This is a genomic window from Roseateles sp. P5_D6 (genome assembly GCF_054049415.1).
This window is the reverse complement of record NZ_JBFUMK010000002.1, coordinates 359,338-383,164: the sequence shown is the minus strand read 5'-3', so window position 1 is coordinate 383,164 and position 23,827 is coordinate 359,338. Positions and strand designations below refer to the sequence as shown.

Annotated in this window: 18 protein-coding genes; 14 read left to right on the top strand and 4 right to left on the bottom strand. The window is 69.5% G+C overall.

Going from position 1 to position 23,827, the window contains the following annotated elements:
- Positions 1-92 precede the first annotated feature (92 nt).
- Complete coding sequence (locus ACXJKM_RS03740; protein WP_457322948.1) at positions 93-485, top strand: hypothetical protein; 393 nt, start codon at positions 93-95, stop codon at positions 483-485.
- Positions 486-727: 242 nt separating this feature from the next.
- The gene (locus ACXJKM_RS03735; protein WP_457350414.1) at positions 728-3,460 is read left to right on the top strand and encodes a S9 family peptidase; all 2,733 of its coding nucleotides are present in this window, start codon (positions 728-730) and stop codon (positions 3,458-3,460) included.
- A gap of 6 nt (positions 3,461-3,466) precedes the next feature.
- Here ACXJKM_RS03735 and ACXJKM_RS03730 read toward each other — a convergent pair whose 3' ends face one another.
- Positions 3,467-4,663, bottom strand: coding sequence for a vanadium-dependent haloperoxidase (locus tag ACXJKM_RS03730; RefSeq protein WP_457350332.1), 1,197 nt, complete (start codon positions 4,661-4,663; stop codon positions 3,467-3,469).
- Positions 4,664-4,757: 94 nt separating this feature from the next.
- Between ACXJKM_RS03730 and ACXJKM_RS03725 the strand changes: the two genes are divergently transcribed.
- From ACXJKM_RS03725 to ACXJKM_RS03690, 8 genes are all read left to right on the top strand, one after another.
- Positions 4,758-7,148 carry a PAS domain S-box protein gene (locus ACXJKM_RS03725; RefSeq protein WP_457350330.1) on the top strand — a complete coding sequence of 797 codons (2,391 nt, stop codon included), beginning with the start codon at positions 4,758-4,760 and terminating at the stop codon, positions 7,146-7,148.
- Between the two features lie 308 nt (positions 7,149-7,456).
- Positions 7,457-11,593 carry a GAF domain-containing protein gene (locus ACXJKM_RS03720; protein WP_457350328.1) on the top strand — a complete coding sequence of 1,379 codons (4,137 nt, stop codon included), beginning with the start codon at positions 7,457-7,459 and terminating at the stop codon, positions 11,591-11,593.
- The gene (locus ACXJKM_RS03715; protein WP_457350326.1) at positions 11,574-11,921 is read left to right on the top strand and encodes an Hpt domain-containing protein; all 348 of its coding nucleotides are present in this window, start codon (positions 11,574-11,576) and stop codon (positions 11,919-11,921) included. The genes ACXJKM_RS03720 and ACXJKM_RS03715 overlap by 20 nt, the downstream gene beginning before the upstream one ends.
- A complete protein-coding gene (locus ACXJKM_RS03710; protein WP_457350324.1) occupies positions 11,914-12,957 on the top strand; it encodes an adenylate/guanylate cyclase domain-containing protein in 1,044 nt (347 codons plus the stop codon). The genes ACXJKM_RS03715 and ACXJKM_RS03710 overlap by 8 nt, the downstream gene beginning before the upstream one ends.
- Entirely contained in the window at positions 12,954-14,783 is a 1,830-nt protein-coding gene (locus ACXJKM_RS03705; protein ID WP_457350322.1) for a patatin-like phospholipase family protein, read from the top strand. Before ACXJKM_RS03710 ends, ACXJKM_RS03705 begins: the two co-directional genes overlap by 4 nt.
- Positions 14,780-15,406, top strand: coding sequence for a Crp/Fnr family transcriptional regulator (locus tag ACXJKM_RS03700; RefSeq protein WP_056202713.1), 627 nt, complete (start codon positions 14,780-14,782; stop codon positions 15,404-15,406). The genes ACXJKM_RS03705 and ACXJKM_RS03700 overlap by 4 nt, the downstream gene beginning before the upstream one ends.
- A gap of 135 nt (positions 15,407-15,541) precedes the next feature.
- Positions 15,542-15,760 carry a hypothetical protein gene (locus tag ACXJKM_RS03695; RefSeq protein WP_457350320.1) on the top strand — a complete coding sequence of 73 codons (219 nt, stop codon included), beginning with the start codon at positions 15,542-15,544 and terminating at the stop codon, positions 15,758-15,760.
- A 3-nt stretch (positions 15,761-15,763) separates the two neighbouring features.
- Positions 15,764-16,579 carry a CheR family methyltransferase gene (locus tag ACXJKM_RS03690; protein WP_457350318.1) on the top strand — a complete coding sequence of 272 codons (816 nt, stop codon included), beginning with the start codon at positions 15,764-15,766 and terminating at the stop codon, positions 16,577-16,579.
- Here ACXJKM_RS03690 and ACXJKM_RS03685 read toward each other — a convergent pair.
- Positions 16,576-17,268, bottom strand: a complete 693-nt coding sequence (locus ACXJKM_RS03685) for a response regulator transcription factor (protein ID WP_056202722.1) — start codon at positions 17,266-17,268, stop codon at positions 16,576-16,578. The two genes, ACXJKM_RS03690 and ACXJKM_RS03685, sit on opposite strands and share 4 nt — an antisense overlap.
- 172 nt (positions 17,269-17,440) lie before the next feature.
- On the opposite strand from ACXJKM_RS03685, the gene ACXJKM_RS03680 reads away from it, so the two are divergent.
- The gene (locus ACXJKM_RS03680) at positions 17,441-17,794 is read left to right on the top strand and encodes a hypothetical protein (RefSeq protein WP_056202726.1); all 354 of its coding nucleotides are present in this window, start codon (positions 17,441-17,443) and stop codon (positions 17,792-17,794) included.
- A gap of 3 nt (positions 17,795-17,797) precedes the next feature.
- Here ACXJKM_RS03680 and ACXJKM_RS03675 read toward each other — a convergent pair whose 3' ends face one another.
- Both ACXJKM_RS03675 and ACXJKM_RS03670 read right to left on the bottom strand, forming a co-directional pair.
- Complete coding sequence (locus ACXJKM_RS03675; protein ID WP_457350316.1) at positions 17,798-18,340, bottom strand: DUF1415 domain-containing protein; 543 nt, start codon at positions 18,338-18,340, stop codon at positions 17,798-17,800.
- Complete coding sequence (locus ACXJKM_RS03670; RefSeq protein WP_457350314.1) at positions 18,337-19,530, bottom strand: M20 aminoacylase family protein; 1,194 nt, start codon at positions 19,528-19,530, stop codon at positions 18,337-18,339. The genes ACXJKM_RS03675 and ACXJKM_RS03670 overlap by 4 nt, the downstream gene beginning before the upstream one ends.
- 311 nt (positions 19,531-19,841) lie before the next feature.
- Here ACXJKM_RS03670 and ACXJKM_RS03665 point away from each other — a divergent pair, with 311 nt between their 5' ends.
- From ACXJKM_RS03665 to ACXJKM_RS03655, 3 genes are all read left to right on the top strand, one after another.
- Positions 19,842-20,156, top strand: coding sequence for a hypothetical protein (locus ACXJKM_RS03665; protein ID WP_457350312.1), 315 nt, complete (start codon positions 19,842-19,844; stop codon positions 20,154-20,156).
- A 64-nt stretch (positions 20,157-20,220) separates the two neighbouring features.
- Positions 20,221-22,209 carry a TonB-dependent receptor gene (locus tag ACXJKM_RS03660; protein ID WP_457350310.1) on the top strand — a complete coding sequence of 663 codons (1,989 nt, stop codon included), beginning with the start codon at positions 20,221-20,223 and terminating at the stop codon, positions 22,207-22,209.
- A gap of 138 nt (positions 22,210-22,347) precedes the next feature.
- On the top strand, positions 22,348-23,820 hold the full coding sequence (locus tag ACXJKM_RS03655; RefSeq protein ID WP_056202739.1) for a circularly permuted type 2 ATP-grasp protein: 1,473 nt from the start codon (positions 22,348-22,350) through the stop codon (positions 23,818-23,820).
- Positions 23,821-23,827 lie beyond the last annotated feature (7 nt).

Here is a 23,827-nt window from a genome sequence, read left to right as displayed (position 1 = left end):
GTTTTCCAGAAGTCCGGTTGCGGCTCCGCCTGCTTTGTCCGAGACATCGGACCGGACACACTGCACCGTTCAATTGACCGGAGAGGTTTGCGATGGCGTTCGTTGTGGGCTGGGTGCTGGTCTTGCTGCTGTTGGCCCTGTGGTCCAGCCTCGTGTGGGCGGTGCAGTCGTTTCTCACCGGCCTGCTGGCCCACGCCGGCAGCGTCGGCTCGGGTGGCTGGAGCTTGCCGGAGTCGCTGAGAGACTGGCTGCCCTCGGCAGTGGCGGATTGGTTGGTGTCGACGGTCGAGACGCTGTCGCCGCAGTTGCAATCCCTGGCCAGCGCGCTGCCGTCGCTGACGGGCGGCGTCACGGTGCTGGCCTGGGTGGTGTGGACGCTGGGCGCCGTGATGCTGTTCGTCTTCGGCCTGGCCATCCACGTCGGCGTAGCGCTGTGGCGCAAGTCCAAGGCTTCCACGTCGCCGCCTGCCACGACGATCCCGTGACGAATGGGGGTCGCCGCGCCTGCTTCTTAGAATTCGTTGCCCCTAACCTTAGGGAAGCACTGAGCAGGCCGCGCGCGCGGCGCATCCCTGCTTTGGGCGATCTGCTGCGTTGCAAATCCGCGCCATAGCCGGGCTATGGCTGTGGTTTGCGCCTTGCAGCTCATTCCAAACCAGGGCGCGCCGCATCGCGCGGCCTGCTCAGCGCTTCCCTGGGGCCAACTCAGGAGACCCCCTTGAAGCCCGTGACCTTCGCTGCCATCAGCAGCCTGGCCCTTGCCGTGGCCCTGTCGGCCGCCGCCCCCCTGCAGGCACAGACCGCGCCGCCCAAGCCCGTTCCCAGTCTCGAGCAGATCTTCCGTGCTGAGCCTTATCGCGGCGAGCCTGCCAAGGAGGCCGACTTCAGCCGCAGCGGCCGTTACCTGGCCTGGCTGTGGAGCCCGTTCGGCGAGCCCGGCACCGATCTCTGGGTGCACGACACCAAGACCGGCAAGACGCAGCGCATCACGTCGCCCCAGGTCATGGCGGCCTTCGAGGCGCCGGAGGACATGGAGCGCTTCGACAAGAAGCTCCGGCAGCGCAACACCGAATACGCCGAGCGCCAGGCCCGTGAGGTGGCGCAGCAGGCCTATCTGCGCGGCGAGAAGGTCAATCTGTCGCAGTGGGAAACCGCTGCCATCGAGACGCTGAAGAAGGAGCTTGCCGAGAAGAAAGCCAAGGACGACGCGCAAAAGGCCGCCGACAAGGCCGAGGCCGAGCTTGAGAAGCAGGCCATGGCCGCGCTGGCTGCCAGGCGCGCCGGCAAGCCGGTGCCTGCGGCAGCGCCGGCATCGGCCGCCTCGTCGCCCGACAAGGACAAGGAAAAAGAGCTTTGGGAGCTCCGCGATGAGCTGAAGAAGAAGCTGGCCCGCGACAAGCTCAAGCCCGCCGATCTCTACCCTGGCCCGAGCCAGTTCGCCTGGGCGCACAAGGCGGACGAACTGGTCTTCCAGTACCGTGGCGGCCTCTATCGCTGGAAGGCGGACGACAAGATCCCGGCCGTTCAGCCGCTGGTGGCCACGCAGCGCGACCTGAAGCTCGTCGCCTACACGGCCGACGACAGCGGCGTCATCTACACCGACGAGACCCGCGTGCTGCGCAGCGGCTTCAAGCAGGCCGGCGTGCAAGTCATCAACCGCGAGCTCATCCACCCGGACGACGAGCAGAAGAAATACAAGATCGACCAGACGGCCATCAGCGAGGACGGCCGCTGGATGTCGCTGCTGGCCAAGGCGCCGCTGAAGACGGCCGACGACAAGCCGGCGCCGCCGCCCAAGCAGGTCGAGATCATGAACTACAGCGAGCGCTGGGCCACGGCCAAGAAGGTCAACCGCGAGGTGTCTGACGACAAGCGCAACCAGCAGCCGCTGGCCCTCTATATCCGCCAGTTGCCCACCGGCAACGAGCCGCCGCGCAAGCAGCCGGCGCCGGTGTTCACGCAGAACGGCGGCGATGTCTGGTTCGAGATGAGCGACGTGGCCTGGGCGCGCGACGGCAGCCGCTATGCCTTCACGACCTGGGAGCGCGACAAGGAGCTGCTGCGCGTCTACATCGGTAAGACTTCTTGCCCCCAGCCGTCGGGTACGACGGCTGCCCCCCAAGGGGGCGCTGCAGGCCTTGGGAGCGGCCCGGCGGCCTGCGACGAATCCGCCAAGCCCGAGATGGTGCTGGAGCGCCGCGGCGAGGTCGGCCACGAGGTGGTCAACGTGCTCAAGCCCCGCTTCACACCCGACGGCAAGACGCTGGTGCTGGCCCTGGACGAAGCCGGCTGGCGCCAGCCCTATGCCATCGACGTGGCCACCAAGGCGCTGCGCCCCCTCGTCAAGGGCGAGTTCGAGGCCCATCAGGTGATCGGTTTCACGGCCGACAGCAAGGCCATGTTCGTGCTGGCCAACCAGGGCGACATGGCAGCCATGAATGTGCTGCGCGTCGACCTGGCCAGCGGCGCCACGCAGGCCCTGGGTGCGGCGGGCGAGTACCACCGTGCTGCGGCGGCCTCGGAGGACGGCCGATGGGTCGGCGCCGTGGCCGGCAACTGGGCCCAGCGCCCGGAGCTCAAGCTGCTGGCCACGGATGGCAAGACGCCGGCGCGCACGCTGACCGACAGCAATGACAAGGCCTGGGGCGAGTTGAAACTGTTGCGGCCCGAACGCTTCAACTTCACCAACCGCCATGGCGACCGCATCGAGGCCTATGCCTTCAAGCCCGCCAGTTGGACCGCGGCCGACAAGCGCCCGGCCATCGTCTACGTCTACGGCGGCCCGCTGAACGACCGCCACATCGTCGAGGTCGACAGCTTCCAGAACACCGCCTATCTGTTCGGCCAATACATGGCCGCCAGGCATGGCTATGTGACCATCGCCGTCGACCCGCGCGGCCACAGCAACTATGGCCGCAAGTTCTCCGACGCCAACTGGGAGCGCCCCGGCGAGCCCCAGGCCGAGGACCTGGAAGACCTCGTCAAGTTGCTGCCCGCGCAGTTCGGCGTGGACGCCCGGCGCATCGGCCTGAATGGCTGGAGCTTTGGCGGCTTCCAGACCCAGTACACGATGTACACCCGGCCCGATCTGTTCGCCGCCGGCATTGCCGGAGCCGGCCCGACCGAATGGGAGAACTACAACAGCTGGTACAGCGGCCGCACCATCGGCAAGGCCACGGACCGCACCAAGCCGGTGTTGCGCAAATACTCGCTGCTGCCGCTGGCCAAGGGCCTGAAGAAGCCGCTGATGCTGGTGCACGGCATGCAGGACCCGAACGTGCTGTACCAGGACACCGTCAACGTCTACCGCGAGCTGCTGGATTCGGGCAAGGAGTCGCTGGTCGAGCTCTTCCTCGACCCCGACGGCGTGCATGCCATGGGTGGCGTCGTCAAGCCCGCTGGCTGGCACCGCAAGTACGAGGCCTTCTGGCTGCGCAACCTGGGCCGCGCGACTCCCTGAGAAAAATCAGGGCAAGGGCCGCAGTTGCGTCGCCAGCACCGCCTCGGCCACCTTCTGGCCGAGGCGGTAGCCCACGTCCACCGAGTTGCGGAAATGCACGCCGCTCCAGACGCGTGAATTGGCCAGCTCCTGGCCCATGGCCTCGGGCGAGCTCCAGCTGCGCGTCATCGACAGCGCCGAGTTGACCCAGACCAGTGGCGCCTGGCTGTCGCCGCGGAAGTCCTTCAGCAGAACCTGCAGCGTGCCGCCGCCGACCGCGCCGCCCGAGGGGTAGTCACTGTTGGGCGGCGTGTGGATCAGCGGTTCCCAGCTCGCGTCGCGCAGCTTGGCATCGGCAAAGGCACCGCGCAGCGCGTTGTAGGGCCGCCAATGGCGGTACTTGGTCTTGATGCCGGTGTAGACGATGCGCGAGTCCAGGTCGGCCATGTCCATCAGGGCCAGCATGCGCGCGAACTCAAGCGGCGTGGCCTTGGTGCTCTCGGCCAGCTTCTTGAGCATCGCCACGGCGTCCTCCCCCTCGCCGGAGTTCCAGAACAGCGCGATGACCGACTGCTCGCCCGTGCGCTGCGTGCTGACACGCCCGCCGACGGCCTTGACCTCGGCCAGGTCGCGCAGCGCCACGGCGCTGCCCACGGCCGGCGGCGGGCCGGGGTCGTAGGCCGCCACGTCCTTGATCGCGAAGGGCTTCATGCGCGCCAGGCCGATGCCCGACTCCTGCTTGTACTCGGGCGTCAGCACATGGATGCCCGGCGCCGGCTCGACCTTGGGCGGCTCGACGCGCGCGAAGCTGTCATCCGCCCGCGCGGCCAGCAGCGCCAGCGCGACGCGCCGGCCCAGCGCCACGCCCTTGGCACGCGCGGCCGCGTCGGTCACGGCTTTCAGCGAGGCCTCGTAGGTCTTGTCGAGCAGGGCCTGGTCGGCGCCCGGCACGCTGCCGAGCACGACGCGGGCGGCGGAGGCGACGGCCGCCTCCGGCGAGGCATCCGGCACGGCCGCCGGCGCTGTGCCATAGGCCTGGTAGCGCGGCGTGATCGCGTTCAGCGCGTTGAACATCGCCAGGTCGGTCAGCAGCGTCGCGGGCAGGACCTGGCCGCGCGGCGACTTCTGCAGCACCTTGGGCGTGGCTTCGGCCCAGTCGCTGACGACATCGGCGCGCACCGGCGCGACCAGCAGCGCCAGCAGCACGGCGCAGAGCTTGAGCATGAGGTTCTCCCTGGAAGAAAGACGGCGACGCTACGCCGCGCGAACGGCCCGCGCAATGAGGGGCGACGCCCAGACCTGCCCTAAGCTGTCGGCCATGGTGACCCCGCCCCTGCCGCCCGACGAAGACCGCCGCCTCGCCCGCCTGGCGGCGCTGGCCGTCATGGACACCGAGCCCGAGCCGCTGTTCGATCACCTCACCGCCCTGGCGGCGCAGATCTGCGGCACGCCCGTCGCCCTGCTCGGCCTGTTGGACGAGCGCCGTCAGTGGTTCAAGGCCGCCGTCGGTTTTGGCCGCAGCGAGACGCCGCGGGCCCAGACCTTCTGTGCCCACACGCTGCTGGCCGATGGCCTCTTCGAAGTGCGCGATGCCCGGCTGGACGCCCGCTTCGTCGACCACCCCGATGTGCTGGCCCGCCCCGCGCTGCGCTTCTATGCCGGCGTGCCCATTCGCCTGGACGACGGCAGCCACCCCGGCACCCTGTGTGTCGTCGACTTCCAGCCGCGCGAGCTGACCGAGGCGCAGCGCGAGGCCCTGACCCGCCTGGCCGACGCCGCAGCCGAAGCGCTGATGATGCGCGAGCGCGCCTTGCGTGGCGCCGACCTCGAGGCGGCGGAACAGCCCTTCCAGGTGCTGGCCGAGACGGCACCGCTGGGCATCTTCCGTACCGACGCGGCAGGGGACTTCATCTTCACGAACGCAAACTGGCAGCGCATCTGCGGTCTGCCGGCGCGTGCTGCCCTGGGTGAGGGCTGGGCAGCCACGCTGACGACCGAGGACAGCACGTCGGTGCTGGCCCACTGGCGGCGCTGCGTTGCCCAGCGTCAGGCATTCGAGATGCGCTACCGGTTGCGCCGCGGCGGCAACGGCCACGGCGTGCGCCAGGTCTGGACCCGTGCCCGGCCGTTGCTGGCGCCCGATGGCGGGTTGCGCGGCTACGTCGGCATCACCGAGGACGTCACCGACCGCATCACCGCCGAACGCGAGCTGCGCGACAGCAAGGCCCTGCTGGACCGCACCGGCCGCGTCGCCGGCATTGGCGGCTGGAGCCTGGACCTGCAGACCGAGGAGCTCGTCTGGAGCGACCAGACCTGCCGCATCCACGACCTCGAGGCCGGCCACCGGCCAACGCTGCAGGAGGCCATTGGCTACTACAAGCCCGAGGCGCGCGCCGCCATCGAGGCGGCCGTGCTGCGCGGCATGCAGCACGGCGAACCCTGGAGCCTGGAGCTGCCGCTGGTGACGGCCAAGGGACGTGAGATCTGGGTGCTGTCCCAGGGGCAGGTCGACTGGCAGGACGGCGTGCCGGTGCGGCTCGTGGGCGCCTTCCAGGACGTCACCGAGCACCACCGCGCGGCTGTCGAGCTGGAGCACAACCGCCAGCGCCTGCGCGCGCTGTACGAGTCGACGCCGGCGCTGATGCATTCGGTGGATGCGGCCGGCCGGGTGCTCAGCGTGTCCGACCGCTGGCTCGAGCGCCTGGGCTACAAGCGCCAGCAGGTCATCGGTCGCGCCATGGACGACTTCATGACGCCGGAGTCGTCGCAGCAGGTGCGCGAGGTCTACCGCCCGGCGATGTGGCGCGACGGCCATGTCGGCGACTGCCCCGTGCAGCTGATCTGCGCCGACGGCCGGCTGCGCGACGTGCTGGTCTCGGCGGTCGCGGAATACACGGCCGACGGCCGGCCGCTGCGTGCCCTCGCCCTGGTGGATGACATCACCGAGGACCTGCAGCGCCGCGCCGAGCTGGCGCACGAGCAGCGCATGCGCCGCCAGACCGAGCGCCACGTGCAGGAGCTGGACCAGCTGCTGCATGAGCGTTCCGAGATGCTGGACGTGCTGGCCCACGAGGTGCGCCAGCCGCTGAACAACGCCAGCGCGGCCCTGCAGGGCGCGGCGGCCAGCCTGGCCGGCCGCGGTGAGCGCCAGGCCCAGGAGAGGCTGAACCGCGCCCAGGCCGTGCTCGGCCAGGTGCTGGCCGGCGTCGACAACACGCTGGCTGCGGCCAGCCTGCTGGCGGGTGGCGGACGCATCGCGCGCGAGGACACCGACATCGACACGCTGATCGCCGTCACCATTGCCGACCTGCCACGTGAACAGCGCGACCGCATCGTCGTGCATCGCCACACGGCCACCCGCACGGCGCTGATGGACATGAGCCTGCTGCGCCTGGCCTTGCGCAATCTGCTGTCCAACGCGCTGAAGTACGCGCGCGGCGTCAGCCCCGTGACCCTGCATGTCATCGATTTTGATGAACCCGCCGTGCTGCAGTTCGAGGTGGCGGACGCCGGCCCCGGCATTCCGCGCGAGCTGCTGCCCCGCCTCTTCACCCGCGGCGCGCGCGGCAGCGGCGGCACTGAGTCGGCCCACGGCCTGGGCCTGTACATCGTGCGCCGCGTCATGGACATGCATGGCGGCACGGCGGAACTGTTGCGCACCGGCCCATTGGGGACGGTCATGAGGCTGACGCTGCCCCAGGCCGACTAGAGCGGACTAGACTCGCGCGGCCCCAGCTTCAAAAGGGCCTGTTCGCACCACGGGAATCGGTGCGAGAGGGGCTGCGCGGGTGAAGGGCTAGGCGTGCGCTGAAGCCCGGGCTGGGTGCCCGGGCAAGGCGCGCAACGACGCCATGCGCCCGCGCAGCCCCTCTCCCGAAGGGTTGCCACTCAAGAGCCTGCGCGCGGCGTTGCGAAGCCTCGCTGGGGATGACCCCAGCTTCGACTTCGCGCCTTGCTCGCAAGCCCTTGAGTGGCAACGCATCCGATCCCCGTGGTGTGAACAGGCCCTGTCCCGCGATGCCCTTGCGCCCCGATGTCGCCGTGTTGGAGGATTTGGCCGACCTGGCCTGGTCGGGCCAGCACCAGCGTCTCATCGACCTGAGCGCGGGCTGGCGCGGCGACGCCCGGGTGCTGGAGCTGCGCGTCGAGAGCTTCATCGCGCTCGGCGCCCTGGCTGCTGCGGCCGATGCCGCCGCGGCCTTGGCCAAGCTGGCCGAGGGCCGCCCCGCCTGGCGGCTCCGCGCCCGCCTCGCGGTCGGGCTGGTGCAGATGCGCCGCGGTGAACTGCTGGCGGCGATAGCCACCGCCGAAGCCGCGCTGGCCGATGCCGGCACTGACGCACTCGACCGTGCCTATGCGCTGGCCCTGCTGGCCGAAGCCCAGTGCCGTTGCCAGCTGGAGCCCGAAGTGGCGCTGGGCCGGGTGCACGAGGCCGCCAAGCTGTTTGCCGCCGCCGGCAAAACGGTGCCCCGGGGCCGCTGCGGTTATATCGAATCCCTGCTGCTGGGCATGCTGGGTTTCGTTGCCGAGGCGCGCGCGGCGGCCGAGGCCGCGCTGGCGCTGGCGCTGGCCACTGGCGACCTGCTGGGCCAGGGCAATGCCTACAACGCCCAGACCTTCAACAACCCCGACCTGGCCGACTGCCTGCATCTGTGCAAGCTGGCGCTTGCGGCCTATGCCGCGGCCGGCTATGCCGAGCGCCAGGGCACGGCCATCCACAACATCGGCAACCATTACGTCACGCTGGGCCTGACGCGCCGCGCGCGCCGCCACTACCTGGCCGCGCTCGCGATCTGGCGCCGCAGCGGCGCGACGGCGCTGCTGCCCTACACGCTGACGGCGCTGGCCCGGCTGGACCTGGAGGGCGGCGCGCTGGCCGAGGCGCGCGCCTATGCCGGCGAAGCCGAGTCCCTGAGCCTGGCGCGCCAGAACCCGGGCTTTCGCTCCGAGATCGCGCGCCTGCAAGGTGAGCTGGCGATGGCGGAAGGCGATGCGGCGACTGCAGCGGTGCAGTTCCGCCTGGCGCTCGACCATTCGCCATCGGCCGCCCAGCGCATGGCCGACCTCGGCCTCATCGCCTGGGCCGAACTGGGCGCCGGCGACCTGCAGGCGGCGTTGAATGCCAGCGCCGAGGCCGCCCGCCTGCACTGGGCCCAAGGCCTGGCGCCGCTGGAGAACCTGGACCTGCCAGCCCTGTGGTGGCGGCGCTGCGAGGCGCTGCGTGCGGCCGGCCGCCGCCGCGAGGCCGGCGTGGCGCTGGCGCGGGCCTATCGCTTCGTCTGTCTGCGCCTGGCCGGCTTGTCCGACGAGGGCCTGCGGCGCAACTCGCTGAACAAGCGGCCGGTGGCGCGTGCCGTCGTGCAGGCCTGGCTGGCCGACGGCGGCAGGCCGCGTCATCTCAATGGCGCCGCGCATCTGGACGAGCGCTTCGCCCGCCAGGTCGACGTCGGCCTGCGCCTGGCCGAGCTGGCCACGGGCACTGAGCTGCATGAGTTCCTGGTCGACGAATCGGCCGAGATCAGTGGCGCCGAACGCGTGCTTCTGGTGCTGGAGTACGGCGGCAGCCTGCGCCACATCGCCAGCCATCTGATGCCGCAGGGGGAGGCCGGTGGCGAGGAGGCCCTGCTGGCCGCCATCACACCCTGGCTGGATGAAGCGCGCGGCAGCCGCGCGGCGGCCCTGCGCATCGGGCCCGAAGGCGTGCCGGCCGTGCAGCAACGCTCCTGCCTCGTTGCGCCGCTGATCGCCGAGCGCGAGCTGGTCGGCTATCTCTACGCCGACCTGGACGGCGCTTTCGGGCGCTTCCGCGAGGGCGACCGCGATCTGCTCGTCATGCTGGCCGCCCAGGCCGCCGTCGCGCTGGCCAACCTGCGGCTGCGCGAGGGCCTGGAGCAGCGCGTCGCTGAGCGCACGGCCGAGCTGCTGGCCAGCAAGGCCCAGGTGGAGCGCCGCGTCAACGAGCTGGCGATGCTGAACAACCTGCAGCAGAGCCTGTCGCCGGAGCTGAGCTTCGAGGCCATCATCCAGCGTGTCGGCGACCGCCTGTGCGAGCTGCTCGAGACCCGGGACATCGGCATCCGCTGGTATGACCCGGCCAGCGGCCTCAACCACTACCTCTACGAGCTCGAGCACGGCGTGCCCATCCAGCTGCCGCCGGAGCGGCCGGCGCCGGACGGGCCCTTCGAGCAGATGCGCCGCACGCGCCAGCCGCTGGTCTGCCGCAACGTGGCCGAGATCGCCGCTGCCGGCCTGTTGGCGGTGCCAGGCACCGACCAGGCGCTGTCCTTCGCCAACGTGCCCATCATCGGCAACGACCAGGTGCTGGGCGCCATCCTGGTCGAGAGCTATGAACGCGAGAACGCCTTCAGCGAGGCCGACGTGCGCTTCCTCAGCACGGTGGGAGCCAGCGTCGGCGTGGCGCTGGAGAACGCGCGCCTGTTCGACGAGATCCAGCGCCGCACGCGCGAGAGCGCGGCCCTGGCCGAGGTGGGGCGCGAGATCTCCTCCACGCTGGACCTGGCCACGGTCATGAACCGCATCGCCGTGCATGCCAAGGAGCTGCTGGACGCCGACAACAGCGCGGTTTTCGTGCCGGAAGAAGAGGGCGGGGGCGCGGCGCGGCGCTACCGCGCCATCGTCGCCGTCGGCAGATACGAGAGCGAGGTGCGCGACGCCGTCATCACGGCCGGCGAGGGCATCATCGGCTCGCTGATCGCCAAGGGCGAGCCCGGCGTCATCAACGCCGCGCGCGACGACCCGCGCGGCGTCCGGATGGAGGGCACCGAAGAGGACCCCGACGAGCGCATGATGGTGGCGCCGTTGCGCGCCGGCCAGCGCGTGCTGGGCGCCCTGACCGTCTGGCGCCAGGGCGGCCAGCCGTTCCGCGACAGCGAACTGAGCTTTCTGGTGGGCCTGAGCCTGGCGGCGTCGGTGGCGATGGAGAACTCGCGCCTGTTCGGAGAAGCCCAGGCCGCCAAGGCCGTGGCCGAGCAGGCCAATGCGGCCAAGAGTGCCTTCCTGGCGACGATGAGCCACGAGATCCGCACGCCGATGAATGCCGTCATCGGCATGAGCGGCCTGCTGCTGGACTCCACGCTCGACGGCGAGCAGCGCGACCACGCGGCCATCATCCGAGAGGCCGGCGAGGCGCTGCTGACCATCATCAACGACATCCTCGACTTCTCGAAGATCGAGGCGGGCCGCATGGACATCGAGAGTGCGCCCTTCGTGCTGCGCGATTGCGTGGACGCGGCCGTCGACCTGATCGCGCCGCGCGCCCGCGAGAAGGGCCTGGCGCTGGCCGTCGACATCGCGCCCACTGTGCCCGCTGGCATCAATGGCGACGTGACCAAGCTGCGCCAGATCCTGCTGAACCTGCTGTCCAACGCGGTCAAGTTCACCGAGGCAGGCAGCATCACCGTCGAAGTGGAAGCGGCATCGCTTGACGTCGGCGTGGAGCTGCGCTTCCTCGTGCGCGACACCGGCATCGGCCTGGGCGCTGAAGCCCTGGCCCGCCTGTTCCAGAGCTTCAGCCAGGCCGATGCGAGCACCTCGCGCAAATACGGCGGCACGGGCCTGGGCCTGGCCATCAGCCGGCGCATGGCCGAGCTGATGGGCGGACGCATGTGGGCCGAGAGCGACGGCCCGGGCCGCGGCGCGCGCTTCGGGTTCACGCTGCGCGCCACGGTGGCGGCCGACCTCGTGCCCAGCCCGCGCCGCCAGCGCGCCCAGCCGGTGGCGACGCAGCACCTCGCCGAGCGCCACCCGCTGCGCATCCTGCTGGCCGAAGACAACGTCGTGAACCAGAAGCTGGCCATGCGGCTGCTGCAGCAGATGGGTTACCGCGCCGACCTGGCAGCCAACGGCATCGAAGCGCTGGAGGCAGTGGCGCGCCAGGCCTATGACCTCGTCCTGATGGACGTGCAGATGCCGGAGATGGACGGGCTGGAGGCGTCGCGGCGCCTGAACGCCCAAAGCGAGCGGCCGCGCATCGTCGCCATGACCGCCAATGCGATGCAGGGTGACCGGGAAACCTGCCTGGCCGCCGGCATGGATGACTACCTGACCAAGCCGATCCGAGTCGACGAGCTGGTGCTGGCGCTGCAGCGCACACCGCTACGAAAGGAGCCTGAGCATGTCCCAGCCGGTGATTGACGGGGTGGTTTTCGCCGACCTTCAGGAAACGGCGGGGGCCGATTTCGTTGTCGAACTGATCGACTCCTTCCTTGAAGACGCTCCCCAGGGCCTTGCGGCGCTGCGCCGCGCCGCCGCGACGGGCGACGTCACAGGCTGGACGCGCCAGGCGCATTCGCTGAAGTCCAACGGCCTGACCTTCGGCGCCACGGCCCTGGCTGCCGCGGCGCGCGAGCTCGAACACACGCCACTGGCCGAACTGGGCGCCGCCGCCCCGGGCCGTGTCGATGCCTTGGCCGCCCTGTTCGCCGCGGTCGCGGCCGACCTGAAGGAGCGCCGCAATGCGTGAACGCCGCGCCCCATCCGCCCGCATCCTCCTCGTCGAGGACAACCGCGTGAACCGCCTGCTGCTGGCCCGGCACGTGGAGCTGCTTGGCCACCAGGTCGTCAGCGTCGAAGACGGCCACGCGGCCCTGGCGCGGCTGCAGGACAGCGCCTTCGACCTGCTGCTGGTGGACATCCACATGCCGGTCATGGGTGGCATCGAACTGATGGAAAGATTGCGCGCCAGCCCCGAGCTGCGCGAGCTGCCAGTCATCGTGACGTCGGCCGTGGAGGCCATGGACAGCGTGGTGCGCTGTATCGAGCTGGGCGCCGAGGACTATCTGCACAAGCCCGTCAACCTGGTGCTGCTGAAGGCGCGCATCAACGCCAGCCTGGAGCGCAAGCGCCTGCGCGATCAGCAGCGCGAGCTGGTGCGCCGCTTCGCCACCCGCGAGGTGGCCCAGGACCTGGAGGCGGAGGGCTTCGCACTGGGCGGGCGCCGGGTGCAGGCGACGGTGCTGTTCTGCGACATCCGCGGCTTCACGACGCTTGCCGAATCGCAGCCGCCCGAGGACATCATCGAGCTGCTGAACACCTACTACACGCTGATGTTCGCGGCCATCAACGGTCATGGCGGCGTCGTCAACCAGATGATCGGCGACGGTCTGATGGCCATCTTCGGCGCGCCGCAGCCGCTGCCCGCGGCCGGCCAATGCGCCGTGCTGGCGGCGGCCGAGATGATCGAGATGGTGGCCCAGTTCAGCGAGGAGCAGCGCGCCGCCGGCCGGCCCGAGATCCGCATCGGCGTGGGCATCGCCAGCGGCGATGTCGTGGCCGGCTACACCGGTACGCGCCAGCGCGCCACCTACACCTGCATCGGCGACGCGGTCAACGTCGCGGCGCGCATGGAAGCTCACACCAAGGTGGCCGGCCACGCCGTGCTGTTCGACGCCGCGACCCAGGCCCAGCTCGCCGGCGCGCTGCCGAGCGAGCCCATCGGGCCGGTGCAGTTCAAGGGCAAGACGAGCTCGGTCGACGTGTTCGCCCTGACCTTGCAATGACCGAGGGCTATCACGACCGCCTGCTTGGCGAGCTGCTGGCCCAGGCCTTCGGCGAGCTCGACGCCGCCACGCTGGCCCTGCTGCGCGAGCAGCTGACCTGGGTCGAGGTGGCTGGCGGCCAGACGTTGATGCAGCAGGGCGAGCCGGGCGACTCGATGTATCTGTCGGTCAGCGGGCGCTTGCGGGCCTATGTGTCGAGTGATGGCGAGGCGCCGCGTGTCGTTCGGGAGCTGGGCCGCGGGCAGGTCATCGGCGAGATGAGCCTGTACACGGCGGCGCCGCGCTCGGCCACCGTCGTCGCCATCCGCGACTCCGTGCTCGTGCGGCTGGACAAGGATCCCTTCCTGCGCCTGATCGAGCAGCAGCCGCGCGTCGGCATCGCGCTGACGCGCCAGATCGTGCATCGGCTGCAGACCGAACATGCGCCCGCGCCCTTCGCTGCGCCGGTCGTGCAGGCGCTGCTGCCCATCACCGCCGGCGTGGACGCGGCCGGGCTGGCACTCGGCCTGGCGGCGGGGCTTGGCCGTTTCGGCCGTGTCTGCGTCGTCGACGCGGCCGCGGTGGATGCCGCCGTCGGCGCGGCGGCCGACGAAGGCGAGCGCTATCGCCAGGTGTCGCTGTGGCTGGACGAGGTCGAGGCCGCCCACGACTTCGTGCTGCTGCTGGCCGACGACGCGCCCACGCCCTGGACGCAGCGCTGCTGCCGCCATGCCGACGAGGTGCTGCTGCTGGCCGATGCCGGCGCCGCGCCGGCCGTGCACCTCAGCGAGACGCAATGCCTGGTGCAGCGCCCGCCACGAACGGAGGCCGACGAGATCCTCGTGCTGCTGCACGCGGCCGACACGCCGGCACCGCGCGGCACGGCGGCCTGGCTGGCGCGCCGGCCGGTGGCCGATCATTTCCACGTGCGCCCCGCGCTGGCAGGCGACCTGGCCCGCCTGGCACGGCTGCAGGCGCGCCGCGCGGTCGGCCTGGTGCTGGCCGGCGGTGGCGCGCGCGGCTTCTCGCACCTCGGCCTGATGCACGCGCTGCAGGAGCAGGGCGTGGTGGTGGACTGCGTGGGCGGCACCAGCATGGGCGCGGTCATGGCGGCGCTGGCCGCGACCGACCAGCCGCTGGCGCACACCACGGCCGTTGCGCGCGAGGCCTTCAAGGTCAACCCGACCGGTGACTTCAACCTGCTGCCGCTGATCTCGCTGATCCGCGGCCGGCGCCTGCGCGGCATCCTGGACCGAGCGCTCGGCCGGCTGGCCGGCCCGGGCGCCGGCATCGAGGACCTGTGGAAGCCTTTCTTCTGCGTGGCCACCAACTATTCCCAGGCCAGCGAGGCCCTGTTGACCCACGGCCCGCTGGAGCGTGCGCTACGCGCCAGCACGGCCATCCCCGGCGCGCTGCCACCCGTCGTCGTCGATGGTGACCTGCTCTGCGACGGCGGTAGCTTCAACAACTTCCCCGTCGACGTGATGCGCGCGCGCCGCGGCGTGGGCCTGGTCATCGGCGCCGACCTCAGCCTGCACAAGGCCCGCAAGCTCGACTTCGACGAGGTGCCCGGCCCCTGGGCGCTGCTGCGCGACCGCTGGCGCGCGCGCTCGCGGCGGCGCTACCGGCTGCCCGCGCTGTCGGCCTATCTGCTCAACGTGACCATCCTCTACAGCAGCTCGCGCCGCCGTGCCGCGCAGGCCGCCTGCGACGTCTATTTCAACCCGCCGCTGGAGCGTGTCGGCCTCCTGGCCTGGCAGCGTTTCGACGCCATCGTCGAGCAGGGCCACGCGCATGCGCTGACCGTGCTGGCCCAACCCCAAGTTCAGGCGCTGCTCCAACCATGACCGACACCCTCGCCACCATCCTCGGCTTCATCGGCGCCACGCTGATGCTGGCCAGCTATCTGATGAAAAGCATGCTGCCGTTGCGCATCGCGGCGCTGACGGCCTGCTGCTTCCTCGTCGCCTATGGCGCGCTGAAGTCGGCGCTGCCAACGCTGCTGCTTTATGGCGCACTGATCCCGATCAACATCAAGAAGACGTTGCAGATCAGGAAGCTCGTCAAGGCCATCGAGAACGCGCGCGACGGCACGCCAGTGTCCGAGTGGCTGCTGCCGCACATGCACCGCCGGACCGTGAAAGCCGGCACCACCTTGTGGCGCCAGGGCGATGCCGCCACCGAGATGCTCTACCTCGACACCGGTACGCTGCGGCTGGCCGAATACGACGAACTGCTGCCGCCGGGCAGCCTGGTCGGCGAGATCGGCCTGTTCGCGCCCGACAACCGCCGCACGCTGACGCTGGAGGCTCCGGGCGATTGCGTCGTCTACAGCCTCACAGCCGAGGAGATGGCCTTGCTCTACTACCAGAACCCCAAGCTCGGTTTCCACGTCATGCGCCTCGTCGTCGCGCGCCTGATGCGTGATGTGCAGCGCCATCGACCCGAAAACGGGTTGCCGTCGGCATGAGCGACGCGCTGGACCGCTGAAGGCGGCCGAGGCCGTGGCCTGGATCACGCCGCAGCGGGGTCTTGAGGCGGCCCGACAGACCCGGTCAAGAATTCCCCGCAGCGGCGTCTGTAGGCAGCTCCTAGGCTTGGAGCCATGTTGGCCGTCGTCCTTTCCACCCCTCAGGCGGGCCAGCGCGTCAGCTGCCGGGGCAGCCTGCCGATGGAGATCGGCCTCTACACGGCCGTCGAGCAGTTCGATGCCGCCGGTGCCCAGAGCCTGCAGCTGACGTGGGCCAGCGACGTGCCTGCCGACGCCTGCCGCGCTCTCGGCCTGGCCGATCTCATCGCCACGACGGCCCGAGAGGACGCCTGAACGATGGGCTTGCCGGAATTGCGCGAAGACACGTATGTGCGGCTTGGTGGGCTGATGCAGGAGAACCTGGGATTGGGCTTTGCGACGGCCAAGAGGACCGTGGTGGCGTCGCGGCTGGCGACCCGGCTCCAGCGCCTGGGGCTCGACAGCTATGAGGCCTATGTCGCGCTGATCGCCACGGCGGACGATGGCGGCGAATTCCAGATGGCTGTCGACCTGCTGACCACCCCCGAAAACCATTTCTTCCGTGAGTTGATGCATTTCGACCTGCTGGAGTCCGAACTGAGCCGTGTGCGTCCGCAGCGCCCGCGGCTGTGGAGCGCGAGCACTTCCTTTGGCGACGAGGCCTACAGCCTGGCCATGCTGCTGGCCGACCTGCAGCAGGCCGGGCGCGTCGGCGCGGATTGGCTGGTGCTGGGCACCGACATCAACGAGCGGCGGTTGCGCAGCGCTGCCGAGGGCCTCTACCCGCAGGCGCAACTGCGCCAGGTCACGCCGGAGCGGCTGCGCCGTTACGGCCTGGGCGGCGACCCGGCAAGCACCGGCCTGGTGCAGATGCAGGCCGGCCTGCGCGAGCGCGTGCGCTTCGAGCGCCACGACCTGCGCGCACCGCTGCACGGCGCTCAGGGCTTTGATGCGATCTGGCTGCGCCAGGTGCTGGTCTATTTCGATGCGGCGACGCGCCAGACCGTCTTGGCGCAAGTGCTGGCGCGGCTGCATCCCGGGGGCTTGTTCTTCGTTGGAACGGCCGAGCAGGGCCTGGTCACGACGCCGGGCCTGGATGCGCTGGCCCCAGGCGTTTTCAGAAAACAGGTCTAGATCAGCTGCAGCGGCGCGCGGAAGACATAGCCGACCCGCGACTTGCTCTGCAGCGGCACCAGGGTGGGCGTGGCGCGCTCGATTCGGCGGCGCAGGCGGTAGATGGTGGCCGACAGGCCGTCGTCGGTCTCGCCCTCGGGCACCTCGCGGCCGAGCTTGTTCAGCAGCGTCTCGCGCGTGACCGGTTCGCCGCCGGCCTGGGCAAAGCATTCCAGCAACTGGCGGTCGGCCTCGCTCAACTGGATGCGCGTGCCGTCGGGCACGACGAGCTCGCCGCTGGCGCGGTCCAGCTTCCAGACCGCGTCGGCCGCCGAGGGCTTGGCAACGCGGCGCTGCACGGCGGCAATCGCCAGCGACACCTGCTCGAACTGCACCGGCTTGACGAGATACATGTCGGCGCCAGCCGTGATGACCTCGCGGAAGACTTCCGGCCCGAGGCGCCCCGACACGACGACGACGCCGGCATCGGTGCGCCGGCGCAGGATCTTGATCAGCTCCACGCCGTTGACGCCGGGCAGCATCAGGTCGACGAGATAGAAATCAAAGCCAAAGGCATCGGGCGAGGCCAGCAGCGCATTGCTGTCGTCGAAACGGCTGACCGCGATGCCCTGCTGCTCCTGCAGATGCTGGGTCAGGAACTCGGAGTACTCAGCGTCGTCATCGATGAGGGCGAGGGTCTTGGGTTGCATGGTGGCGGGGGACACGAGAGCAGCCGCGGAGTTTGCCGCATGACTGGGGCGTCAGCATGCCTCGGAAAGCCTCTTGAACGTGGTTTGCTGCACGTTTTGGGTCATAAATGACTGACACTAGGCGGACGCTGTGATAAATCAAGCCGCCAACGAGCGGCACGAGGAGACCGCGATGGCCGATGACGTGCAAGCCGAAGGCCCAGACGAGTTGACTTGGCTGCATCCGGGCCAGCGCGCGGCGCCGCCCGAAGCGCTGCGACGCATCCAGGTGCTGTGCGGCAGCCGACCCGACCTGTTCGCCGCCATGTTCCTCGTGCTGGCAACCCACCAGGAACTGCCGCGCGACATGCTGGCGGCGGCGATCAAGCAGTTCCGTGCCGACCTGGATGCCTACAGCCGCGACGATGTTGTCAGCTTGCTGACAGCCATCTGGAATGGCGGCAAGAGCGGCTTCGATGCCGTGTTGCGCACACGCGCCAATTCGCCCAAGAAGGGCGGCGGCGCGTTCTCCTGGGTGAAGGAATGAGCTTCAGCCCTTGAGGCCGAGCTTGCGCCAGCCCTCCACGCCCAGCTTGTCCAGCGTTTCTAGGTTGTTCTCGTAGATGGACGCCGTGTCGGGCATGGACTCGACGGCGCGCTCGATGCTGTCTTCGCGCAGGATGTGCAGCGTCGGGTAGGGCGAGCGGTTGCTGTAGTTGGCGATGTCGTCGGGCTCGTTGCCTTCGAACTGGTATGCGGGGTGGAAGTCGGCGATCTGCAGGATGCCGTCGAGCTTCAGTTCTTCCACCAGCGCGTCGGCCGCGTCCAGGAAGTCGTTGAAGTCGAGGAAACCGGTCAGCACATTGGGATGGATGACCAGCGTCGTGTCGACCTCTTCCGGATCGGCACGGTTGAGCGCCAGCAGTTCGCGGGCCAGGTCCTTCAGCAGCGCCTCGGGCTCGGTGGCGTCGCTGACGATATAGCGGATGCGCTCGTTGACGTGCACGGCCTTGGCGAACGGGCAGAGGTTCAGGCCGATGACGGCCTTGACGACCCAGTCGCGGGTGTCCTGGATGATTTGCTCGTGATTCATCGCGGTGTATTCAACCAGGCTTCAGCCATCCTGACCCACATCGAGCCGCCCAGCGGAATCAGCTCATCGTTGAAGTCATAGCTCGGGTTGTGCAGCATGCAGGGCCCCATGCCATGGCCACCGACGCGGTGGCTGCCGTCGCCGTTGCCGATCAGGAAGTAGCAGCCGGGCTTGTCGAGCAGGTAGTAGCTGAAGTCCTCGGCGCCCATGGTGGGCTCGAACTCCTGCACGTTGTCGGCACCGACCATGTCGGTCAGCACGCGGCGAGCGAATTCGGTTTCTTCGGGGTGGTTGATCGTCGGCGGGTAGTTGCGTCGGAATTCGAACTCGGCAGTCAGCTCGAAGGCGCCGGCGAGCTGCTCGGTCATCTCCTTCATGCGGCGCTCGAACAGGTCCAGCAGCTCCAGTGTGAAAGTGCGCACCGTGCCCTCCATGACCACTGAGTCGGGCACCACGTTGGTCGCCTCACCGGCGTGGATCATGGTCACGGAGATGACGCCGGGGTCGATGGGGCGCTTGTTGCGGCTGACGATGGTCTGGAAGGCCGTGACGAGCTGGCAGGCCGCCGGCACCGGGTCCAGGCCGAGGTGGGGCATGGCGGCGTGCGAGCCCTTGCCGCGCAAGGTGATCTTGAACTCGTTGCTGCTGGCGAACACCGGGCCACTCTTCAGCGCGAACTGGCCGGCCTGCATGCCGGGCCAGTTGTGGGCGCCGAACATGGCCTCCATCGGAAACTTATCGAACAGGCCGTCCTTGATCATCTCGCGCGCGCCGCCGCCACCTTCCTCGGCAGGCTGGAAGACGAGGTAGACGGTGCCGTCGAAGTTGCGGTTCGTCGCCAGGTGCTTGGCGGCGGCCAGCAACATGGCAGTGTGGCCGTCATGGCCGCAGGCGTGCATGCGGCCCAGGTAGGAGCTGGCGTGCGGGAACTCGTTGCGCTCGGTCATCGGCAGCGCGTCGATGTCGGCGCGCAGGCCGATGGCGCGGTCCGACGTGCCGTTCTTGACGATGCCGACCACGCCGGTCTTGCCCAGGCCCCGGTGCACGGGGATGCCCCAGTCGGTCAGCGCCTGGGCGATGACGTCCGCGGTGCGCTGCTCGTGGAAGCAGAGTTCGGGGTGCTTGTGCAGGTCACGGCGGATGGCCGTGATGGCCGGCGCGTCGGCCAGGATGGTGTCGATGAGCTTCATGAGAGGGTGACTTCAGGCTCTGTAGAGGCCTGAGTTTAGGATTGGGGCCTGTTACCAGGGCAAAGGTCGGGTGCGTTGCCACTCAAAAGCCTGCGAGCAAGGCGCGAAACGAAGCTGGGGTCGTCCCCAGCGAGGCTTCGCAACGCCGCGCGCAGGCTTTTGAGTGACAACCCTTCGGGAGAGGGTCTGCGCGGGCGCATGGCGTTGTTGCGCGCCTGGCCTGGGCATGAGCCCTGGCGGCGCCGCGCGTCTAGCCCTGCACCCGCGCAGACCCTCTCGCACCGATCTTTGCCCTGGTAACAGGCCCCTCCGTGAACGTTCGTCGTTGGTCAAGAAACTGGCTGTTGTGGCTGGCCCTGCTGCTCCCCCTCGCGCAAGCGATGGCGGGGGTACACGCCTTGTCGCACATCAGCAGCGACCGCCAGGACGACGGCATCGCCCACCTGGTTCACTGCGACCTCTGCCTGACCGCCGCCGACCTCGGCGCCGGCGCGCCAGTGGCCGAACCGGTGGTTCTGGCTGTCGGCTCGGCCACGCATGCCGCGCCGCTAGTGGCCCGCGGCGGTGTACCGCGCGCGGTCAGCCTCGGCCTGCCCCCGGCCCGCGCGCCGCCCGCTTCCGCCTGAAGTCCAAGCCTTCCCGCGCCCAAAGTTGGCGCGGGTGTTTGCGTTTTCTTGCGGAAGTACCTCCATGCGTTCCTTTGCCCTGGCGCCCCTTGCGGCCGCCTGTCTTGTTTCCCTTTCTGCTCAAGCTGAGCCCGCCGAATCCCTTGACAAGGTCGTCGTCACCGGCAACCCGCTGAAGAGCCAGGTGCTGGCCCAGCCCAGCGATTCCCTCAGCGGTGACCAGCTCGTGCTGACCCGCGCCGCCAACCTCGGCGACACCCTTCAAGGCCTGCCCGGCGTGGCGGCCACCAACTTCGGCCCCAACGCTAGCCGGCCCAGCATCCGCGGCCTGGATGGCGACCGCGTGCGCATCCTGAGCAACTCCGGCGCGTCGGTGGACGCGTCCAACCTCAGCTTCGACCATGGCGTGACCATCGACCCGCTGGTCATCGACAAGGTCGAGGTGCTGCGCGGCGCGGCGGCCCTGCTGTACGGCGGCAACGCGGTGGGCGGTGTCGTCAACACGTTGGACAACCGCATCCCGCGCACGCTGATCGACGGCCTGAGCGGCGCGGCGGAAGTTCGCCTCGGCGGTGCCTCACGCGACAAGAGCGGCGCCGTGGTGCTGGACGGCGGCAGCGGCCAGCCGCACTCGGGCTTTGGCTGGCATGTCGACCTGGCCGGGCGCGATGCCGGCGACCAGGTCGCCCCGCGCTTTGACAGCGATGGAGAAAGCCGCACCAGCGTGCGCAACTCCGCCGCGCGCAGCCACGGCGGTGCGGTGGGCGGCTCGGTGTTCTTCCAGGGCGGCTATGCCGGCGTGTCCGTGGACGACTTCCACACCAACTACGGCACCACGGCCGAGGAGGACGTGACCATCCGCATGCAGCGCCAGCGCCTGGCGACGGCGGGCGAGTGGGCGACGGCGGACGGCCCCATCCACCGCATCAGCTGGCAGGTCAGCCGCAACCGCTACGAGCACCAGGAGGTGGAGGGCACGGGCGAGGTCGGCACGACCTTCAAGAGTACCGGCACCGATGGCCGGCTGGAGGTGGAGCATGCCGCGATCCAGACCCCATGGGGCCCGGTCAAGGGCCTGGTCGGCCTGCAGACCGAGTCGCTGGACTTCTCGGCCCTGGGCGAGGAAGCCTTCGTACCCAGCACGCGCACCCGCAATACCGGCGTCTTCGTGCTGGAGCAGGCCAGGCTGGGCGGCGTGGACTGGTCGGCGGGCGCGCGCAGCGAGCGCGTGACGGTGGACTCGGACGGTGGCGAGCGCTTCGGCACCCCGGCGGACAGGCGCTTCAAACCCGTCAGCGTCGCGCTCAGCGGCGTCTATCCCTTGAGCGACGCCTGGAGCCTGAGCGCCAACCTGAACCGCACCGAGCGCGCACCGGCCTACTACGAGCTGTTCGCCAACGGCCTGCATCTGGCCAGCGCGGCGTATGAGCGGGGCGATGCCAACCTGGGCCTGGAGCGGTCCAAGGGCCTGGACGTCGGCTTGAAGTGGGAATCGGCGCAGAGCCATGTCCACGTCAATGTCTACGAGACGCGCTTTACCAACTACATCGCGCTGCAAGCCACCGGTGCGACGGTGGACAACGACGGCGAGGCGGTGCCGGTCTACAACTTCCAGGCCGTGCCGGCGCGCCTGCGTGGCGTCGAGCTGGAAGGTCGCTGGCAGCTGCATCCCACCATCGCGTTGCTGAGCCAACTGGACGCCGTGCGCGGCGACAACCGTGCCACCGGCGAGCCCCTGCCGCGCCTGGCACCGCTGCGCGCCATGCTGGGCCTGGAGGCCCGGCAGGGCGACTGGTCCGGCAAGCTGGAATGGCGCGGCGCCGCCCGCCAGACCCGCGTCGCCGAGTTCGACACGCCCACGCCCGGCTACGGCACGCTGCGCCTGTCCGTCGCCCGCCAGCTGCGCTGGGGGCAGACCGACGCCCTCTGGTATCTGAAGCTCGACAACCTGGGCAACAAGCTGGCCTACAACGCCACCGCCGTGCCGACCATCCGCGACCTGGCGCCCCAGGCGGGCCGGTCGGCGAGTACAGGGTTGCAACTGCGTTTCTGAGGCCTCGACCCGGTGTACAACCGTGCATGCCGCCCATGTACCGGGCGGTATGCACGCAAGTCGTGCGTGCACGCACCAGAAGCTTCTTTCTAGCGCGGGCGCGGAACTTGCGTCGCGAGGCAGGGAACAGGAGCAACGATGCAGACCGCCTTTGACGAGATGAATGCCGCTGCGCTGCAGTGGCAAGGCGCCACCGGCCAGGCCCAGCAGGCCGGTGGCGTGCGTGCTCATTACGAGAGCTACGCCCGCTGGCTGGCCGAGCAGCCCGAGTCGCTGATGCGCGAGCGGCGCGAGCAGGCCGAGCTGATCTTCCGACGCGTGGGTATCACTTTCGCCGTCTACGGCGACAAGGACTCGGGCGAAGGCACCGAGCGCCTGATCCCCTTCGACCTGATCCCGCGGGTCATCCCGGCCAGCGAGTGGACGTCCATGCAGGCCGGCCTGGCCCAGCGCGTGACGGCGCTGAATCGCTTCATCCACGACGTCTATCACGACCAGGAAATCCTCAAGGCCGGCATCGTGCCCGCCGACGAGATCCTGAACAACGCCCAGTTCCGCAAGGAAATGATGGGCGTGGACGTGCCCGGTGGCGTCTACAGCCACATTGCCGGCGTCGACATCGTGCGCGCCGGCCACGCCGACGGCAGCGGCCACTACTACGTGCTGGAGGACAACCTGCGCGTGCCCAGCGGCGTGAGCTACATGCTCGAGAACCGCAAGATGATGATGCGGCTCTTCCCTGAGCTGTTCGTCAATCACCGCATCGCGCCGGTGGCCCACTACCCCGACCTGCTGCTGGACACGCTGCGCAGCGTGGCGCCCTCGGGCGTGTCGGACCCGACCGTCGTCGTGCTGACGCCGGGCATGTACAACTCGGCCTACTTCGAGCACGCCTTCCTGGCCCAGCAGATGGGCGTGGAGCTGGTCGAGGGTCAGGACTTGTTCGTCGACGGCGGCTTTGTGTACATGCGCACCACGCGCGGCCCCAAGCGCGTCGACGTGATCTACCGCCGACTGGATGACGACTTCCTCGATCCCAAGGTGTTCCGCGCCGATTCGCAGCTGGGCTGCGCCGGCCTCGTAGACGCCTACAAGGCGGGCAAGGTGACGCTGTCCAATGCCATCGGCACCGGCATCGCGGACGACAAGTCCATCTACCCCTACGTGCCGAAGATGATCGAGTTCTACCTCGGCGAGAAACCCATCCTGCAGAACGTGCCGACCTATGTCTGCCGCGACAAGGAAGACCTGGCCTACACGCTGGCGCACCTGTCCGAGCTGGTGGTCAAGGAGGTGCACGGCGCGGGCGGCTACGGCATGCTGGTCGGCCCCGCCGCCACCAAGGCCGAGGTGGAGGCCTTCCGGGCGCAGCTCATTGCCAACCCGGGCAACTACATCGCCCAGCCGACGCTGTCGCTGTCGACCTGCCCGACCTTCGTCGAATCGGGCATCGCGCCGCGTCACATTGATCTGCGACCCTTCGTGCTGTCGGGGTCGAGCGTGCGCATGGTGCCCGGCGGGTTGACTCGGGTGGCGTTGAAAGAGGGGTCCTTGGTGGTGAACAGCAGCCAGGGTGGTGGAACCAAGGACACCTGGGTTCTTGAGGACTGAGGGAGGA

Bases quoted from the DNA above. Each gene is read 5' to 3' on its own strand.
- ACXJKM_RS03740 (WP_457322948.1), top strand. From the start codon at position 93: ATGGCGTTCGTTGTGGGCTGGGTGCTGGTCTTGCTGCTGTTGGCCCTG.
- ACXJKM_RS03730 (WP_457350332.1), bottom strand. From the start codon at position 4,663: ATGCTCAAGCTCTGCGCCGTGCTGCTGGCGCTGCTGGTCGCGCCGGTG.
- ACXJKM_RS03725 (WP_457350330.1), top strand. From the start codon at position 4,758: ATGGTGACCCCGCCCCTGCCGCCCGACGAAGACCGCCGCCTCGCCCGC.
- ACXJKM_RS03720 (WP_457350328.1), top strand. From the start codon at position 7,457: ATGCCCTTGCGCCCCGATGTCGCCGTGTTGGAGGATTTGGCCGACCTG.
- ACXJKM_RS03715 (WP_457350326.1), top strand. From the start codon at position 11,574: ATGTCCCAGCCGGTGATTGACGGGGTGGTTTTCGCCGACCTTCAGGAA.
- ACXJKM_RS03710 (WP_457350324.1), top strand. From the start codon at position 11,914: ATGCGTGAACGCCGCGCCCCATCCGCCCGCATCCTCCTCGTCGAGGAC.
- ACXJKM_RS03705 (WP_457350322.1), top strand. From the start codon at position 12,954: ATGACCGAGGGCTATCACGACCGCCTGCTTGGCGAGCTGCTGGCCCAG.
- ACXJKM_RS03700 (WP_056202713.1), top strand. From the start codon at position 14,780: ATGACCGACACCCTCGCCACCATCCTCGGCTTCATCGGCGCCACGCTG.
- ACXJKM_RS03695 (WP_457350320.1), top strand. From the start codon at position 15,542: ATGTTGGCCGTCGTCCTTTCCACCCCTCAGGCGGGCCAGCGCGTCAGC.
- ACXJKM_RS03690 (WP_457350318.1), top strand. From the start codon at position 15,764: ATGGGCTTGCCGGAATTGCGCGAAGACACGTATGTGCGGCTTGGTGGG.
- ACXJKM_RS03685 (WP_056202722.1), bottom strand. From the start codon at position 17,268: ATGCAACCCAAGACCCTCGCCCTCATCGATGACGACGCTGAGTACTCC.
- ACXJKM_RS03680 (WP_056202726.1), top strand. From the start codon at position 17,441: ATGGCCGATGACGTGCAAGCCGAAGGCCCAGACGAGTTGACTTGGCTG.
- ACXJKM_RS03675 (WP_457350316.1), bottom strand. From the start codon at position 18,340: ATGAATCACGAGCAAATCATCCAGGACACCCGCGACTGGGTCGTCAAG.
- ACXJKM_RS03670 (WP_457350314.1), bottom strand. From the start codon at position 19,530: ATGAAGCTCATCGACACCATCCTGGCCGACGCGCCGGCCATCACGGCC.
- ACXJKM_RS03660 (WP_457350310.1), top strand. From the start codon at position 20,221: ATGCGTTCCTTTGCCCTGGCGCCCCTTGCGGCCGCCTGTCTTGTTTCC.
- ACXJKM_RS03655 (WP_056202739.1), top strand. From the start codon at position 22,348: ATGCAGACCGCCTTTGACGAGATGAATGCCGCTGCGCTGCAGTGGCAA.